Here is a 16,164-nt window from a genome sequence, read left to right as displayed (position 1 = left end):
AAAAAAATGCGGGCTGCCAAGTTGTGATGAACAGATTTGCAGAAAAACTTTTTGGCTAATGATAAGATTGCGCCATATAACGTTTTAGTTTGAAGCGACATAATATGCAAAGTACTGCAAAAAAAGCCGCATTGCCCGCGATGACGCTGGCAGCATTAGGGGTGGTATTTGGAGACATTGGGACCAGTCCGCTCTATGCGATACGGCAATGCTTTGTCACAGGACATGTGGATATCAGTGAAGGATCGATCCTCGGCATCCTGTCCCTGATCTTCTGGTGCATGAACCTGACCATCAGTTTTAAATATGTGTCGATGATCATGCGTGCAGACAACAATGGCGAAGGCGGGATCATGTCTTTGCTGGCGTTAAACCTGCGTTCTAATGTATTTAGCAACAAGAATAAAATCTTTCTGATCGCATTGGGCTTTATCGGGGCATCGCTATTCTTTGGTGACGGCATTATTACGCCAGCCATTTCGGTACTGTCGGCGATTGAGGGCCTGAGTCTGATCACACCCACTCTGGATCGCTGGTTAGTCCCGATTGCGCTCGGTATTTTAACCGCTTTGTTTATGGTGCAACGACATGGTACTGCCACCATGGGCAAATTCTTTGGACCGATCACCTTATTATGGTTCGCATCCATTGGCCTGATTGGCCTGTGGAGCATCATTCAGACCCCGTATGTATTGATGATGGTCAATCCTTACTGGGCGCTGCATTTTGTCTATGACCAGCCGACCGTTGCCTTTATTACCATGGGTGCGGTGATCCTGACCATGACCGGTGGTGAAGCGCTCTATGCCGATATGGGGCATTTTGGACGGATGCCGATCAAGCTGGCCTGGTTTATCGTGGTCTTGCCGTGCTTGCTGCTCAACTATGCAGGTCAGGGCGCCTTACTGTTGCGTGATGCCAAGGCGATTGAAAACCCGTTTTACCTGCTGGTGCCTGACTGGGCTTTATTCCCGATGATCGGACTGGCAACTGCCGCAGCGGTGATTGCCTCTCAAGCGGTGATTACCGGTGTGTTCTCGATGGCCAATCAGGCCATGCAGTTACGCTATTTGCCGCGTCTCACCGTGCACCATACCTCTGATGTAGAGCAGGGCCAGATCTATTTGCCTTTCATTAACTGGGTGTTGTTTATCTCGGTGGTGATCCTGATTCTGCTGTTTGAAAGCAGTGCCGAACTGGCCAGTGCCTATGGCGTTGCGGTGACCATGACCATGCTCTGCGGTACCATCCTGATCTCGACGCTGGCCTATGGCGTGTGGCGTTGGCCTGCATGGAAAGTGGCGTTGTTTGCGGTGCCATTCCTGATCATAGATCTGATTTTTGTCGGTTCAACCTCATTAAAGATCCTCTCTGGCGGATGGGTACCAATCCTGATAGGTGTGGTGGTGTATACCATTCTGATGACCTGGAAACGTGGTCGTGAAATCGTGTATAACCGCATGGAAACCAATGCCTTGCCGATTGAATTATTTATTAAAAGTATTGGCATGAGCAAAGAAACCCAATATGTGCCAGGTGAAGCGATTTTCCTGACTGGTACCCCGAATATTGTGCCGCATGCGATGTTGCATAACATCAAGCACAACAAGGTGCTGCATGAGCGCAATGTGATGGTGACGGTCTATACGCAGGATATTCCGTATGTGGCTGAAGCCGACCGCTTAAAAGTGGAAAAGCTGGATGAGCACTTTTATCGCATCTATGTCTATTATGGTTTCAAGGACCAGCCGAATATTCCGGTCGCGCTGGAACAGGCCTATAAGCAGCTGGATTTTGAGTTCGATATGATGCAAATGAGTTTCTTCATTTCGCGAGACCGTATTGTGCATACCGTTGGTGATGGCATGTCACCATGGCGTGAAAAGCTGTTTATCTCGATGCAGCGTAATACCAGTCCGGTCAGTGACTTCTACCAGATCCCGACCAACCGTGTGGTGGAACTGGGCAGCCAGATCGAAATTTAAGTTTAAGTCGATAAAAAGGGCACGTTAAAGTGCCTTTTTTATTGTCTGTTGAGCAAGTGTACAGATTTGCGACATAAAATGTCGCTCTAGGCTGAAACCCAATATACAGCAAGGCTTTGAGTTGTTAAGCTGCGCGTTCATATTGATTTTGATGTAGTTATGGCGAAGAAACCAACCAGAAAGGGTAAAACACCATTTGCTTTTTTGAGCCAGAATGTTGGAAAGCTTGTGCTGGCTGCAGTCGCGACGGGAAGTTTTGCGATTGCGTTTGGCAATGAAAAAATTTCGAAACTGATTCCGTTCCAGTCCAGTAATGGCGCCTGTTTAAAACCGTTCTATCGTGATGTTCCGCCATTATTGAGCAAGGACAGTCTGAAAAAAGACAGTTATGCCTTGTGTTTTAACGACTTCAATGTGATGTATTCGGGCATCTCCAAAACGCCGTTGTGGTCAGCGGAATATCTCACCCCTGAACGTTTAAGTGTCAAAATCAAACGTGAAGATAATTTCCATGAAGAAACCCGGGTGCAGTTGGCGCATCGCGCGTTGTTATCGGATTATCGTGGTTCCGGCTATGACCGTGGTCATATGGCACCTAACGGAGACATGAACAATACCGCAGCCCAGTATGACAGTTTCTCCCTTGCCAATATGGTGCCGCAAGCACCGAAAAATAATCAGGAAGTCTGGCGCAAACTGGAAGAAGCCGTACGTTCCATGGTCACCAAACAGCATAAAGATGCTTATGTGCTCACCGGACCAATCTTTGAAGGCAAACGCCTGAAAACCATTGGTAAAGGGGTGATTGTCCCGACCGCGGTGTATAAAGCGGTGTATTTGCCCAAGCAGGGCATTATTGGTGCCTACTATGCGCCAAATAATAATTCACTGCAGGTTAAAGTGGTGAGTGTCTGCTATCTGGAAGAAAAGCTGGGAATTAATTTATTCCCGCAATTGACCGAGCAGCAGAAACGCAATGTCTATCAGTTACCGTTGTCTGCGCAACAGGTGAAGCCGAACAAGGACATTAGCTATTCACATTGGGATGGGCAAAGTCAGTGTGCGGAAGAGGCCAAGACCGATGCTATTCAGGCCCAGCAGCGTCAATTTACCTCACAATCGACTGAGTCGGCAGGCAGTAAGTTGCCGCAGATTGATGAACAGACCAAACAGGCCATGATTAACCAACTGATCAATGCCTTGGTACAGTATTTCTTACAAATGTTGCGCTAAGAAACGCTTGCAAAGTGATCGTGCTTGGCTCATGTTGGGTGAGAGACAACAATAACGAGAGAGAAAGATGTTTAAACCTTTTGAACATGGTGATGAGTCGTCAGCAATTTATGATCTGACCCTGGAAAATCAGGTGGATTGTGTGAGCTTGTACGGCAATTTGCAAATCACCAAAGATCAGGCAGGTTTAAAAACCGCAAAGGCATTACAAGGCTTTATCAATGAGGTGGTGGCGGCCTTGGAGAAACAGGAGCTGCCTGAACAGATTGAGCGTCAACTGGAACAGGACATTGAAAATCCATTTTTATAAATAAAAAAAACAGCCGATGCAGGCTGTTTTTTTTATGCGGTGTGATGCGCTTAGTTTTTCTCGCTGCCCACAACTTTATAGATCACTGCACCGATGATGGCACCAATGATTGGCGCAACCCAGAATAACCACAACTGGCTAAGCGCCGCAGTTTCCGCAAATAAAGCCACCGCAGTACTACGTGCCGGGTTCACAGAAGTATTAGTCACTGGAATACTGATCAAGTGGATCAGGGTGAGGGCCAAACCAATTGCAATCGGTGCGAAGCCAGCGGGTGCACGACGGTCTGTTGCACCCATGATCACGATCAGGAAGAAGGCTGTGAGTACGACTTCAATCAGAAATGCTGAAGCCACAGAGAAGTGGTTTGGAGAAAGTTCGCCATAACCGTTGGTGGCGAAGCCGCCTGTACCGGCAAAACCGGCCTGACCTTGTACGATGATGTACAGCACGAATGCCGCAAGCGCACCACCAATCACCTGAGAAATAATATAGGGCACCAGGTCTTTGGCATTAAAACGCCCGCCGACCCATAAACCGACGCTGACCGCCGGGTTAAAGTGACCACCTGAAATATGACCAAAGGCATACGCGCCTGTTAATACAGTTAAACCAAAAGCAAGTGCTACACCAAGAAAGCCGATGCCAAGCTCTGGAAATGCTGCTGCAAGTACAGCACTACCACAACCACCAAAAACAAGCCAAAAAGTACCAAGAAATTCTGCTAAATATTTGTTCATTGTTATCACCAAACATGTTTTAAAAAATAAAAAAAACAAGCATCCAAAACGTTATTATGGATATGTGTCAACCGTGTGAAAAAGTGTGAACTATTTCACATAGGTATATAGGCTCTTGTATAAAACGTGTGAAAAAATGGATCAGTTGTGAAACCGTTAGTTCATGGGTAATTTTATTAAGAATTGTAAATTGTGTTGTTGTTTCGCCACTGTTGCGGGGTTTGCCCGGTCCAGATTTTAAAAGCACGCTGAAAAGCGCTTTGTTCCGAATAACACAGCAGTAGCGCAATTTCCTGCAAACTGAGATGCGGATCCTTAAGATATTCAGTGGCCAGCATAAAACGCATCTGTTGCACCCGTTGCTGAAAAGTCGTGTGTTGTTGTTGTAAATGACGCTGTAATTGGCGCACGGATAGGCCCAGCTTTTCGGCAATAAAATCGAGCTGATATTGGTTTTTTTGCAGGCCGGTCAAAATGGCATGTTGCAAACGTTGATCCAGTTGGGTCGAATTGGGCAATTTATCCAGCAAGGCTTGGGCTTGCTGCAACAACAGTTGCTGTAAGGTGTGATCACCGCTACGTAAGGGTTTAAATGCCTCGCTGACCGGAAGCAGTAACTGTGTTTTAGGCTGATCGAAGCGGACTTTGCAGTGGAAATACTGCTCATAAATGCTGATGTTTTTCGGTGCAGTATTGACGAAATGCACTTCATGCAGCTGAATTACGTCACCGGACATAAATAGCTTGAGAAATTGCACCATCAGCGCAATGGCAATTTCATCGGTCAGTTGGGTGGGATGCGGTTCAGGCGCTTCCCAGCGGATGGAGGCGTAGCGATCATTGAATTCGACCACCAAAGGACTGCCATCATAAATCAGGCGATGAAAGTCATGATAACGCGCTAAAGCTTCGCCCAGATTTTCACAGGACAAGGCTAGATAGGCAATAATTCCCAGATGTTTGGGCTGCACATAGGCGGCGATTTCCAAGCCTAGGCCACTCTTCGGATGTAGTCGATTTAGATCTTCTAACAGATCCCGCCAAATCACATAATCAAAGCGCTCTAGGTTTTGAACCTGCTGTAATTGTTCCGGAATGGCAATCTGTTCTGCTTCACAATAGGCTTTTAACAAATGCCCCAAACCACCAAAAACAGAGCCGGTATAGTGCTTGAGCTGTGACATCCTGTCCACCTGTTCGCTTGTCGTGTTTTGTCAATATAACTATAGCCTATCGTCAATACTTCGCCTATCAAAATTTATATGCTGAATAAAAATAAGCAAATATAGGGGAGAAGACCATGATTAAGGGTTTTATCGCAGGCTTGGCAGTGGCGAACGCATTTGAATGGTTTGCCCATAAATACATTTTGCATGGCGTACATCGTCCCGGTCAGCCACGCTATAGTCCAGTGCCGAAAAGTATGGAGTCGCACTGGGCCCATCACCGTGAAGTGCGTAAGCAGCAGTTCTCTGACGACTGTTATGTAGAAGGTATTGAGCATTGGCGCACGCGTAATGAAATCATGTCATTGGCGGTGGTGGCCGGTGTTGCCAGTGTGGCCTTCTATCCCATTTCAAAAGGTATGTCTCTGGCGGCGCTATATAGTGCAGGCAATTATTATTATGTACACCGACGTGCGCATCTGGAACCGGATTGGGCCAAACGAACCATTCCCTGGCATTATGATCATCACATGAATTCCAATCAGGATGCCAACTGGTGTGTGACCCGACCATGGTTTGATTATGTGATGGGTACCCGTGTGGTCTCATCTGCAGACTTAAAAGAGGCCAATCCATTGGGTCTCCGTTTGCCCGCAGTATTGTCTAAAACACTGACTCAAGCAGTAGAGGCTGTTTTCCCGGTAAAATGGGTGGAGCACAAACCTAAACTGGTCACAGCAGTGCCGTCGCAAGATCAAACCGATGATGCGGTGGCTTAAAGCGACCGATAAAACAGCATACGGGTTTGGTCAGCGATTCATGATGGGAAAACCAAAAAATTTGTCGTAAATTGTCAATAAAAATGGTTTTTAATGTCAATATTTCTACAGATTTTAGCGGTACTTTAGCTCAGACAAAATATTTGACTATATTTTGCTCAAAATGGATATGTATGTTTTACCCTCTAGCGTTATATAACGCCGTTTCTTACCTTGCCCAGCAAGGTATTTTTTTGCCTGTAAAAAGCTTTCCATAAAAAACCTCTCATTAGAGAGGTTCATGTTTCTATCCCTGATGTATCAGAGTCGCATTTCAATACCTTGTGCCGCAAGATATTGTTTTGCTTCTGGAATGGTGTGTTGACCAAAGTGGAAAATAGAAGCCGCCAGCACTGCATCTGCACCACCTCTTAAAATACCGTCAGCCAAATGCTGTAAATTACCTACACCGCCTGAAGCGATGGTGGGAATATTGACACGGTCATTGATCTGGCGCATCAAGGCAATGTCATAGCCTGCTTTGGTACCATCGGCATCCATACTGGTAATCAGCAGTTCGCCTGCACCGAAGTCGGCCATTTTTACGGCCCATTCAATCGCATCGATGCCGGTCGGCTTACGGCCACCGTGGGTGAAAATTTCCCACTTGTTCTCGCCGGTTTTTTTTGCGTCAATCGCGACCACGATACATTGAGCACCAAAGCGTTGCGAGGCTTCCTGTACAAACTCAGGGGTAAATACCGCTGCCGAGTTGATACTGACTTTATCGGCACCGGCATTGAGCAATAAACGGATATCTTCAACTTTACGGACACCACCACCGACAGTTAACGGTACAAACACGCTTTCTGCCATGCGTTCTACGGTACGGTAGGTGGTGTCGCGTCCATGATGGGTAGCAGTAATATCTAAAAAGGTGATTTCATCGGCGCCTTGTTCGTTATAACGACGCGCCACTTCGACAGGGTCACCTGCGTCACGAATATCAAGGAATTGAACGCCTTTGACGACTCGACCATTATCAACATCTAAGCAAGGGATAATACGTTTTGCGAGCATAAAATTTTCCAAAAAATCGCCAATAAAGAAAGGGGTGCTACACCTTCATGGAGGGAACAGGTATTCTATCAAACTTCACAGCTATTTTTTGCAGGTTTTCCATGTCGGTTTATACCCCGTTGAGTTTAGAAGAAGTTCAAGCCTTTGCCGAACCCTATGGTTTAGCAGTGATTGACCTGATTCCAATCCAAGGCGGTATTCAAAACACCAATTATTTTTTGGTGGATCAATCAAAGAAACAATATGTTTTAACGGTGTTTGAAGAGTTAGACGCTGAAGGGGCAGGCGAACTGGTGCCTGTACTGGATTGTTTGGGTCAGGCCGGTGTGCCTGTGGCAGTACCGTTAAAGCACAGTGGACAGGCGATTCATAGTATTGCCGATAAGCCGGCACAAATTGCACCGCGCTTGATGGGCGAGCATCCTGAAGATGCCAGCATTGCGCAAATTCAGGCGATTGCACAGGCGCAGGCAAAATTGCATTTGGCCTTGCAGGGCTTTCCTTTAGAACGTGATTTTAACCGTAATCATCAATACTGGTCGGATGTGGCCGCACAGCTTAAGCCACAAATGAATGCGGACGATCAGGCTTTATTGGCACAAGTTTTTCAGCAGTTTGCACAGATTACCCAGCAACATCCAGATCGTCCTACCGGTTTTATTCATTCAGATTTGTTTAGAGATAACACCTTGTTTGAAGGTGATCAGTTGCAAGGTATCCTTGATTTTTATGAATTGAATCAAGATGAATGGTTATTTGATATTGCGATCAGTATCAATGACTTCTGTACTGCCTATCCACAAGCCCATCTCGATCAAGCCAAGGCCGATGCCTTCCTGGCTGCCTATCAAGGAATTCGTATGCTGACTGAGGATGAATTGGCCTGTTTAAATATCTTCCTGGCGATGGCGGCATGTCGTTTCTGGAGCATGCGTTTGCAGGTGGCGCAGAAAAATGCCGAGCACGGGCGTACCGGCGACGATATTTTGCAAAAAGATCCGCTACAAATGCGCATGATGATGCAAGACCGTTTACAACGAATCACAGCTTAGGAAAATATCATGCGCGATCAAGGTCGGTTAGTGGAGTGGTTTGATGATAAAGGCTATGGCTTTATCCAACCCAATGACCCGAAAAAACAACGTGTTTTTATTCACATTAAAGACTTTGCTCGCACGGGGCCAAGGCCGATTATCGGTTGTGCGCTGGAGTATGTGGTGATTCTGGATGAGCGCGGTCGTTATCGCGCTCAGCAAGCCGTGTATTTAAAAGCCTCGCAAGTATTTGAGCATAAAGCCAAAGCTGAAAAGCCAACCGCTACTAAACCGTGGTCGGCCATGCAGATTGCAATTGTGATTTATATTGTTTTTATGCTGGTCGCCAGCTTTAGCAAATTATTGCCGCCGTATACCCTGTTATTTGTCAGCTTGATGAATGTGGTGAGTTATTGGCTGTATGCGCAGGACAAAGAGGCGGCGCAACTCGGGAATCGCCGTATTCCCGAGCAGACCTTGCATATTGTGGATGCTTTGGGAGGATGGTGCGCCGGTTGGCTTGCTCAGCGAAAACTGAGACATAAAACACAAAAGCAACCGTTTCGGAAGATTTATTTCTGTACCATAGTCTTTAATATATTATTGATATGTTGGTTAATTTCTCCACTTAATGTGTTTTATTGATATTAAGCGGAGTCTGACACTGGAGATAAATAGAAATGAATTATTCCGTTGATCAAGATCCGAATCGTACTTTGACTCTGGTCCTGTACATCCTTTATATCCTTGCAATTTTTACGGTAGGTTTATTGGCCATTGTGGCCTTGATCATCAACTATGTTAAACGCAGTGATGTCCAAGGCTCAATTTTTGAAAGCCACTTTACCTGGCAAATCCGCACCTTCTGGTGGTATCTGGCCTGGAATATTATTGCCTTTATCCCGTTCTCGTTCCTGTTCCTGACAGGGGATAATGGTACTGCCTTTGCAGGGGTGGCTATTTCTGCAACCACCTTTGCTTTTGCGGTGATTTTTGGGGCATGGATCTGGATCGTCTATCGTGCCATCCGTGGTTTGATCGCCTTGAATGACAACAAGCCGATGTACCAAGGCTAATCGATCAGAACTCGTTTGGTTGAGTGCAACGACTAAGCGAGTTCTATCGTGATGTTGGTTTTCGCTGTGCAATGATAGCGATAGCTTGCCCCGCGATGCTGCTCAGGCAGCAGTGGGCCTTGCCCAAACAGCTTTTCGCGTAAAGTTCCTTCGGGATATTCAGTTGGATAAACTCCGCGTTGCTGAAGCTCAGGTACCAGATACTCCACCACATCCTCAAAAGTTTGATGCGCCAGAATATAGGCCAGGTTAAAGCCATCAATATCGGTTTCTTCCATCCATGCCTGAAGTTGATCTGCAACTGTGGCCGCTGAGCCCACCAGAACTGGGCCATTACCACCGATACTGATAAATTTGGCAATCTCTTCAATGGTCCAGACACGATTTGGATCGGCTTTTACGTAAGAATCCAGCATCGACTGAATCGCATTGGTATGAATATATTCAACTTTGTCTTCTGCATGGAATTGCGAAAAATCGACTCCCGACCAGCCGGATGCCAAAGTCAGTCCGCCGTGATAGCTGGCGTAGTTTTGATAGTCTTGGAATTTTGCTTGGGCTTTTGCATCGGTTTCATCCACCACGATGGACAGCATGGTGTAGATCAAGATCGAATGAGGATCTTTGCCTTGTTCAATCAGGTTGGAGCGGATACCTTGCACCAGTTTTTTCACGGCTGCTTTAGTCGGTGCAGAAATAAACACACATTCAGCATTTTGGCTGGCAAATAATTGTCCACGACTGGATGCGCCTGCCTGATACAGTACAGGGGTGCGTTGTGGTGAAGGTTCGCAAATATGAATGCCGGGAACGTTAAAATATTGGCCTTGATGATTGATGGGGTGGACTTTGCGATGATCGGCAAAAATCCCCCGTTCCTTGTCTCGTAACACCGCATCCTGTTCCCATGAACCTTCCCAGAGCTTGTAGAGCACTTCTAAATATTCGTCAGCAATATTATAGCGTTGATCATGGCTGACCTGGGTTTTAAGGCCTAAGTTCCTGGAACCGCTTTCCAGATAGGATGTCACAATATTCCAGCCAATACGCCCTTTGGTCAGGTGATCCAAGGTACTCATACGCCGTGCAAAAGGATAGGGATGTTCAAAAGAAATCGAAGTGGTCAGGCCAAAGCCCAAATGCTGGGTGACGGCCGCCATCGCAGGCACAATTTGCAAAGGATCATTTACCGGAACCTGTACGGCCCCTGTGAGTGCATGTTCTGCCGATTGATGATAAACATCATAAATACCTAAAACATCGGCAATAAAAACCCCATCAAACTTGCCACGTTCCAAAATCTTAGCCAAATCGGTCCAGTAGTCGAGGTCTTTATATTCGGTCGAGCGATCCTGAGGATGGCGCCACAATCCAGGCGATTGATGCGCAATACAGTTCATTTCAAAGGCATTAAATCTAATTTGCTTAGTCATTGGTCTTTACGAAATTAAAGATTTTTATTGATATTAATTAAAAACTATTGAATTGATTAATCATAAAAAAATAAAACTTTATCATGAATAGGTTTAACAGGGTTTTGCACTGTATTTTTAATGATTATTTTTATTAAATTCAAAATGTTATTTTGTTTTTTCTCGGTTAAAGGGTATTAACGTGATAGTCGGTCTTGTTGAGATGTTTGTTTTTGATTTTTAGTTGTTTTTTTAATAAATAAGTGATGGTTTGAGTTTATTTTAAATAAAAAGATTAGTTTCTATATTTAACTTATAAATATGCAATAAAAATAGTGCTAGTTTATTTTTATAACTGGAACAATGAGTATTTATAATGACCTCAAAAATAGAAATAAAACTGGAAGATGCACAGAGTATTCCGCAAGATTTTTACTTGAATAATACGCCCGCACATGTGATTGCTTCAGATCAAGAAGCCCTTGCGGTGGCCCATCGTATAGCGGCTGCTTTTGCCAAAGAGGCGGCAAAGCGTGACCATGAACGCAAGCTGCCACTGCAGGAAATCCAGCAATACTCCGCCTCGGGTCTGTGGGGGATTAATATTCCAAAACAGTTTGGTGGTGCAGGGGTGAGTTATAAAACTTTGGCTGAAGTCGTGACCATTATTTCCAGTGCAGATTCATCTTTAGGGCAGATTGCACAAAATCATTGGGCCTTTTTAGAGCATATCCGTTTGGATGCATCATTGGAGCAGCAGCAGTTCTTCTTCGAACAAGTGCTGCAAGGCAAGCGTTTAGGCAATGCATTCTCGGAAAAACACTCGAAAACTGTCGCGGATTTGACCACTAAAATTGAATTTAAAGAGGATTATGCGCTGATCAGTGGTCAGAAATTTTTTGCCACAGGCGCTTTATTGGCACACTGGATTCCTGTGGTTGCAGTCAGTGACGAGGGCAAAGTATTTGCAGCACTGATACCACAACATAGCCCAGGTTTGACCATTGTGAATGACTGGAGCAGTTTTGGTCAGCGCACTACGGCTAGTGGCAGCGTGCAGCTCGATCATGTTCGGGTCGATTTAAAATATGTGGTGCCGATCCATCAGGCTTTTGAACGTCCCACAGCAGCAGGTGCAATTTCACAAATTATTCAGTCCGCTGTCGATGCGGGGATTGCGCGTGGGGCGATTGAGGAAACCATTCGCTATGTGCGTGAGTCTGCCCGTCCTTGGATTGATTCAGGTCTGGAACATGCCAGTGAAGATCCCTATACCATTAGCAATATTGGCGAGCTAAAAATTAAACTGCGTGCCGCAGAGGCGGTTTTAGCCTTGGCCGGTGAGGCGATTGACCGTGCTTTGGCCAATCCAACCGAAGACAGCGTAACAGAAGCAACCTTACTCACGGCTGAATCGAAAGTACTAACCACTGAAATCGCACTCTTGGCGGCCAATAAATTATTTGAGTTGTCGGGTAGCCGTTCCACCTTATCCGAGCTGAATCTGGATCGGCACTGGCGCAATGCCCGTACGCATACCCTGCATGATCCGGTACGCTGGAAATATAATCTGGTGGGTAATTACTATTTGAATGGTGTGGCACTGCCACGTCATGCGTGGAGCTAAGAGGGGTAGTATTATGACCAGTCAAAGCAATCAAAATCTCTCCTTGGGTGCACATTATGAACAGGTGGCGGGCAAGTTTCGTCCTATCTTCGAACGAATTGCGGAAGGTGCTTTAGCACGGGAAAAGAACCGAACCTTGCCCTATGAACCGGTTCAATGGTTAAAACAGGCTGGCTTTGGCGCGGTACGGGTGCCTGTGGCTTTTGGTGGTGATGGTGTTTCGCAAAAGCAATTATTTCAGCTGTTGATTGAACTGGCTCAAGCTGACTCCAATGTAGTTCAGGCCTTACGCGGGCATTTTGCCTTTGTCGAAGACCGTTTAAACGCACAAAAAACCGCAGCACAGACCCTGTGGTTTGAACGCTTTGTTCGTGGTGAGATTGTGGGGAATGCATGGACCGAAATTGGTCAAGTTGAAATTGGAGATGTCGCAACTCGTGTTACGGCAACGCAGGACGGAAAACTCCGTATCAATGGTCAGAAGTATTATTCTACAGGCACGATTTTCGCAGACTGGATTGACTTGTTCGCTTTGGATGAAACCACCGATCAGCATGTGATTGCTGCGGTGTCCACGCAGGCACAAGGCATTGATATTGTGGATGACTGGGATGGCTTTGGGCAAAAAACCACGGGCAGCGGGACCTTGACCTTAAACAATGTGGAGATTGAACGAGATCACATTCTGGTGTTTGAAAACCGCTTTAAATATCAGACCGCATTTTATCAAGTAGTTCATCTGGCGACTTTGGCAGGTATTGCACAAAGTGCAGTGCAGACCTTTAAGCAGGAAGTGCGTCAGCGGACGCGGATTTATAGTCATGGTAATGCCAGTCTGGTACGTGAAGACGCACAAATTTTGCAAATAATTGGCAAAGCATCTGCACAGGCCTATGCAGCTCAAAGTATTGCACTGAGTACTGCTGAAGCACTAGATGCGGCTTATCTACAGCATTTTCAAAATGATGAACAGGCTGAGCTGGATGCTAATCAGCGTGCTGAATTAGTGTCGGCGCAGGGGCAGGTGGTAATTGCCGAACTGGTACTGAATTTGAGTAGCGAGCTGTTTAATGCCTTGGGTGCATCGGCCAGTTCCACAGACAAGCAGCTGGACCGTTTTTGGCGCAATGCCCGTGTGGTCGCATCACACAACCCATTGGTCTATAAACAGAAAGTGATTGGAGATTGGGAAGTTAATCAAGCACCATTGCCGTATGTGTGGCAGATTGGCAATAGTCCCTTAGCCAGGAATCAGCAGGAAATTCCAGCCTAATTGTTGAAAGGTGCACAATAGATTGTATTCAACCAAAACTGTTGTGCACTTTGCTTTCTCTATTTATTCTCTGGCAGTGGTTTCTTCGTAAAGAATTTAAACTTTAATTCGCTGACTAAAACTCCAAGCACCACCAGTAGTCCTCCAAATAATGCCAGTAACGGTAAACGTTCACCGGCAATACGTCCGATGACACCGGCCCAAACCGGTTCACCCGCATAAATAATCGCAGCACGCGTTGGATCGACCATACGTTGCGCCCAGTTCATCACAAATTGAATCAACGCACTGGCTAAGCCGAGTGCCACGGCAATGATCAGCAATCCCCAGGAAAACGGTGGAATACTGTGTTCACCGACCAAGGGCATACTGGCAAATGATAATAATGAAGCAACTGCCAGTTGAATCACCGTGACCCGTCTTAGATTAACTTTCCCGGCAAAATAACCAATCAGGATAATTTCAAGTGCAATCACAAAGGCACAGATCAGGGTAAGCGTTTGTCCATAACTGAAATTAATGCTGGAAAAGCCATTGCCTGTTAACAACACCAAGCCAGTAAAGGCCAGTGCAGTACCGACCCAAGTCATTACGGAAGGTATTTTTTGGAAGATCAGCCACATTAAAATGGGCACCAAGGGCACATACAGTGCAGTGAGAAAGGCGGATTCACTGCTTAAAATGCTTTGTAGGCCGATGGTCTGTGTACCATAACCAATTGCAATCACAATGCCTATGGCGGTGCCCGCCAAGCTCTCTTTTAAGGTTAAGCCGCGCATGGATTTAATCGAGATTAAAAAGATGACCAAAGCCGCAACTGCAAAGCGGCAGCCGACAAAAAACATCGGGGTACTAAAATTCAGCGCATATTGCACGGCTAAAAAAGTACCGCCCCAGATCATGGTAATAAAAATCAGGGCAAACTGGGCGGCTTTAGGAGACTGGGATAAGGTGGCCAAAACAACAATCCTATGCAACGTGCAATATACTGCACATATTGCATTGCTTGAGAACATTGTGCAATATATTGCGCAAGATTTAGTTTTTAAATGTTGTTGCCCATGCGCCAATCCGATGCTGTCCTGAGCCATGTAGGAAAAAATATCCGTCATTTTCGGGACCTGAGTCATTTAAGCCAGCAACAACTGGCAGACCGGGCAGGGGTCAGTCGCCGTACCATTGCCGCTTTAGAAACGGGTCAGGTCAATATTAGTCTGGCAAAACTGGATGCGATAGCAGCGGTACTGGGGATTGACTTCAAACGTATTGTTAGCCCGCCTGAAATCGGTGAATCCGCAATTGTGAATACCTTGGCCTGGCAAGGCCATCAGCCCGCCAGTCAAGCGACACTGTTAGCTTCGGTTCCCGTCTCGACTCAGGTTGAATTATGGAGCTGGTCACTGGCTGTCGGAGAGGTCTATCATGCCGAAGCAGATCAACAAGGCTGGCAGGAATTGATTTATGTACTCGAAGGCGAGTTAAGTCTGGAATTGGAACAGGAAACACGCGTTGTGCAGGCTGGGGATTCTATTCTATTTGAAAGTTCGGTTCGTTATGGTTATGCCAATCGAGGGACACAGCCATTAAAATTCATGCGTCATGTGCTGTATTAAATCAAAAGAAGTTATCTGGACAGATAACTTCTTTTTTTATACAGGATTAAAGACGGTTGTCTTCATCCAGCAATAATTGTGCTTCACGCAGGTTTAAGGTGCCTTCGTAAATGGCGCGGCCTGTGATCGCACCTAAAATACCTTTCTGGCCTTTTAAGTTACGGACATCATCCAGATTGGTCACACCGCCAGATGCGATTACCGGTAAGCCTGAATAATCTGCCAGATTAACAGTCTGCTCAACGTTGACGCCTTGCATCATGCCATCACGGGCAATGTCGGTATACACAATGCTGGATACGCCTGCATCTGCAAAACGTTTGGCTAGATCAGTCGCCTTAACCTCAGTAATATTGGCCCAGCCATCGGTTGCTACCATGCCATTCATGGCATCGATACCGACAATAATACGGCCAGCAAAGCGCTTACAGGCTTCTTCTACAAACTCAGGCTCTTTCACGGCTTTGGTGCCGATAATGACAAAAGACACACCCGCCTCTAAATAATGCTCAATGGTTTCAAGTGAACGGATACCTCCACCAATCTGGATAGGCAGTTCTGGCTGTGCCCGTACAATCGCTTCGACCACAGGTTTATGAATCGGCGTGCCGGCAAAAGCACCATTTAAATCGACTAAATGTAAACGACGTGCGCCTTCATCCACCCAATGTTGTGCAGTCGCCACAGGGTCATCAGAGAAAACAGTATCGTCTTCCATACGTCCTTGTTTTAAACGGACACATTTACCATCTTTCAGGTCAATTGCTGGGATGATTAGCATACACCGCTCCTTGCGTCATCATAGAGTTTAAATTATTAGGGCTTGTTGAACGTCCCTCTACGATTGCGACAGAACA

The 16,164-nt window shown here is 46.0% G+C and carries 16 protein-coding genes; 10 read left to right on the top strand and 6 right to left on the bottom strand.

The window, feature by feature from the left end; genetic code table 11:
- Positions 1 to 104 precede the first annotated feature (104 nt).
- The 3 genes from MSG93_RS07275 to MSG93_RS07265 all read left to right on the top strand — a co-directional run bounded on the left by MSG93_RS07275 (position 105) and on the right by MSG93_RS07265 (position 3,528).
- Positions 105 to 1,985: a potassium transporter Kup gene (locus tag MSG93_RS07275; protein WP_005227781.1), complete on the top strand. Its 1,881-nt coding sequence runs from the start codon at positions 105 to 107 to the stop codon at positions 1,983 to 1,985.
- Between the two features lie 159 nt (positions 1,986 to 2,144).
- Positions 2,145 to 3,218 carry a DNA/RNA non-specific endonuclease gene (locus tag MSG93_RS07270; RefSeq protein WP_324621184.1) on the top strand — a complete coding sequence of 358 codons (1,074 nt, stop codon included), beginning with the start codon at positions 2,145 to 2,147 and terminating at the stop codon, positions 3,216 to 3,218.
- A gap of 67 nt (positions 3,219 to 3,285) precedes the next feature.
- Positions 3,286 to 3,528 (top strand): hypothetical protein, encoded by a 243-nt coding sequence (locus MSG93_RS07265; protein WP_005227777.1) that lies wholly within the window; start codon positions 3,286 to 3,288, stop codon positions 3,526 to 3,528.
- 50 nt (positions 3,529 to 3,578) lie between these two features.
- Here MSG93_RS07265 and aqpZ read toward each other — a convergent pair whose 3' ends face one another.
- Positions 3,579 to 4,268: an aquaporin Z gene (aqpZ, locus tag MSG93_RS07260; protein WP_005227775.1), complete on the bottom strand. Its 690-nt coding sequence runs from the start codon at positions 4,266 to 4,268 to the stop codon at positions 3,579 to 3,581.
- Between the two features lie 176 nt (positions 4,269 to 4,444).
- A complete protein-coding gene (locus tag MSG93_RS07255; protein ID WP_324621180.1) occupies positions 4,445 to 5,452 on the bottom strand; it encodes an AraC family transcriptional regulator in 1,008 nt (335 codons plus the stop codon).
- A 116-nt stretch (positions 5,453 to 5,568) separates the two neighbouring features.
- Between MSG93_RS07255 and MSG93_RS07250 the strand changes: the two genes are divergently transcribed.
- Positions 5,569 to 6,213, top strand: a complete 645-nt coding sequence (locus tag MSG93_RS07250; protein WP_005227771.1) for a sterol desaturase family protein — start codon at positions 5,569 to 5,571, stop codon at positions 6,211 to 6,213.
- 300 nt (positions 6,214 to 6,513) lie between these two features.
- On the opposite strand, the gene hisF is transcribed toward MSG93_RS07250, so the two are convergent.
- Entirely contained in the window at positions 6,514 to 7,272 is a 759-nt protein-coding gene (hisF, locus tag MSG93_RS07245; protein ID WP_324621177.1) for an imidazole glycerol phosphate synthase subunit HisF, read from the bottom strand.
- Between the two features lie 101 nt (positions 7,273 to 7,373).
- Between hisF and MSG93_RS07240 the strand changes: the two genes are divergently transcribed.
- The 3 genes from MSG93_RS07240 to MSG93_RS07230 are packed head-to-tail and all read left to right on the top strand — an operon-like array spanning position 7,374 to position 9,382.
- Positions 7,374 to 8,324: a homoserine kinase gene (locus MSG93_RS07240; RefSeq protein ID WP_032873571.1), complete on the top strand. Its 951-nt coding sequence runs from the start codon at positions 7,374 to 7,376 to the stop codon at positions 8,322 to 8,324.
- A 9-nt stretch (positions 8,325 to 8,333) separates the two neighbouring features.
- Positions 8,334 to 8,951, top strand: coding sequence for a DUF1294 domain-containing protein (locus MSG93_RS07235; RefSeq protein WP_324621174.1), 618 nt, complete (start codon positions 8,334 to 8,336; stop codon positions 8,949 to 8,951).
- Between the two features lie 35 nt (positions 8,952 to 8,986).
- The gene (locus MSG93_RS07230; protein WP_005227764.1) at positions 8,987 to 9,382 is read left to right on the top strand and encodes a DUF4870 family protein; all 396 of its coding nucleotides are present in this window, start codon (positions 8,987 to 8,989) and stop codon (positions 9,380 to 9,382) included.
- A 32-nt stretch (positions 9,383 to 9,414) separates the two neighbouring features.
- Here the strand turns inward: MSG93_RS07230 and MSG93_RS07225 are convergent, their stop codons facing one another.
- Positions 9,415 to 10,815: an LLM class flavin-dependent oxidoreductase gene (locus MSG93_RS07225; protein ID WP_324621172.1), complete on the bottom strand. Its 1,401-nt coding sequence runs from the start codon at positions 10,813 to 10,815 to the stop codon at positions 9,415 to 9,417.
- Positions 10,816 to 11,170: 355 nt separating this feature from the next.
- Here MSG93_RS07225 and MSG93_RS07220 point away from each other — a divergent pair, with 355 nt between their 5' ends.
- Both MSG93_RS07220 and MSG93_RS07215 read left to right on the top strand, forming a co-directional pair.
- The gene (locus MSG93_RS07220) at positions 11,171 to 12,421 is read left to right on the top strand and encodes an SfnB family sulfur acquisition oxidoreductase (protein WP_324621170.1); all 1,251 of its coding nucleotides are present in this window, start codon (positions 11,171 to 11,173) and stop codon (positions 12,419 to 12,421) included.
- A gap of 13 nt (positions 12,422 to 12,434) precedes the next feature.
- A complete protein-coding gene (locus MSG93_RS07215; protein ID WP_324621169.1) occupies positions 12,435 to 13,694 on the top strand; it encodes a monooxygenase in 1,260 nt (419 codons plus the stop codon).
- A gap of 59 nt (positions 13,695 to 13,753) precedes the next feature.
- Here MSG93_RS07215 and MSG93_RS07210 read toward each other — a convergent pair whose 3' ends face one another.
- Positions 13,754 to 14,596: a DMT family transporter gene (locus tag MSG93_RS07210; protein ID WP_420714307.1), complete on the bottom strand. Its 843-nt coding sequence runs from the start codon at positions 14,594 to 14,596 to the stop codon at positions 13,754 to 13,756.
- A gap of 159 nt (positions 14,597 to 14,755) precedes the next feature.
- Between MSG93_RS07210 and MSG93_RS07205 the strand changes: the two genes are divergently transcribed.
- On the top strand, positions 14,756 to 15,307 hold the full coding sequence (locus MSG93_RS07205; RefSeq protein ID WP_324621165.1) for an XRE family transcriptional regulator: 552 nt from the start codon (positions 14,756 to 14,758) through the stop codon (positions 15,305 to 15,307).
- A 46-nt stretch (positions 15,308 to 15,353) separates the two neighbouring features.
- Here MSG93_RS07205 and hisA read toward each other — a convergent pair whose 3' ends face one another.
- Positions 15,354 to 16,088 carry a 1-(5-phosphoribosyl)-5-[(5-phosphoribosylamino)methylideneamino]imidazole-4-carboxamide isomerase gene (gene hisA / locus MSG93_RS07200; RefSeq protein ID WP_005282589.1) on the bottom strand — a complete coding sequence of 245 codons (735 nt, stop codon included), beginning with the start codon at positions 16,086 to 16,088 and terminating at the stop codon, positions 15,354 to 15,356.
- Between the last annotated feature and the right edge of the window lie 76 nt (positions 16,089 to 16,164).

Source organism: Acinetobacter sp. IK40, assembly GCF_035615075.1.
Lineage (GTDB): Bacteria > Pseudomonadota > Gammaproteobacteria > Pseudomonadales > Moraxellaceae > Acinetobacter > Acinetobacter courvalinii.
The sequence above is the reverse complement of the archived record's forward strand: the minus strand, read 5'-3'. Positions and strand labels throughout refer to the sequence as shown.

Coding starts and splice junctions, on each gene's coding strand:
- MSG93_RS07210 (WP_420714307.1), bottom strand. CDS start 14,596: ATGATCTGGGGCGGTACTTTTTTAGCCGTGCAATATGCGCTGAATTTT.
- MSG93_RS07205 (WP_324621165.1), top strand. CDS start 14,756: ATGCGCCAATCCGATGCTGTCCTGAGCCATGTAGGAAAAAATATCCGT.
- MSG93_RS07225 (WP_324621172.1), bottom strand. CDS start 10,815: ATGACTAAGCAAATTAGATTTAATGCCTTTGAAATGAACTGTATTGCG.
- aqpZ (WP_005227775.1), bottom strand. CDS start 4,268: ATGAACAAATATTTAGCAGAATTTCTTGGTACTTTTTGGCTTGTTTTT.
- MSG93_RS07255 (WP_324621180.1), bottom strand. CDS start 5,452: ATGTCACAGCTCAAGCACTATACCGGCTCTGTTTTTGGTGGTTTGGGG.
- MSG93_RS07240 (WP_032873571.1), top strand. CDS start 7,374: ATGTCGGTTTATACCCCGTTGAGTTTAGAAGAAGTTCAAGCCTTTGCC.
- MSG93_RS07215 (WP_324621169.1), top strand. CDS start 12,435: ATGACCAGTCAAAGCAATCAAAATCTCTCCTTGGGTGCACATTATGAA.
- MSG93_RS07220 (WP_324621170.1), top strand. CDS start 11,171: ATGACCTCAAAAATAGAAATAAAACTGGAAGATGCACAGAGTATTCCG.
- MSG93_RS07275 (WP_005227781.1), top strand. CDS start 105: ATGCAAAGTACTGCAAAAAAAGCCGCATTGCCCGCGATGACGCTGGCA.
- MSG93_RS07265 (WP_005227777.1), top strand. CDS start 3,286: ATGTTTAAACCTTTTGAACATGGTGATGAGTCGTCAGCAATTTATGAT.
- MSG93_RS07270 (WP_324621184.1), top strand. CDS start 2,145: ATGGCGAAGAAACCAACCAGAAAGGGTAAAACACCATTTGCTTTTTTG.
- hisA (WP_005282589.1), bottom strand. CDS start 16,088: ATGCTAATCATCCCAGCAATTGACCTGAAAGATGGTAAATGTGTCCGT.
- MSG93_RS07235 (WP_324621174.1), top strand. CDS start 8,334: ATGCGCGATCAAGGTCGGTTAGTGGAGTGGTTTGATGATAAAGGCTAT.
- MSG93_RS07230 (WP_005227764.1), top strand. CDS start 8,987: ATGAATTATTCCGTTGATCAAGATCCGAATCGTACTTTGACTCTGGTC.
- MSG93_RS07250 (WP_005227771.1), top strand. CDS start 5,569: ATGATTAAGGGTTTTATCGCAGGCTTGGCAGTGGCGAACGCATTTGAA.
- hisF (WP_324621177.1), bottom strand. CDS start 7,272: ATGCTCGCAAAACGTATTATCCCTTGCTTAGATGTTGATAATGGTCGA.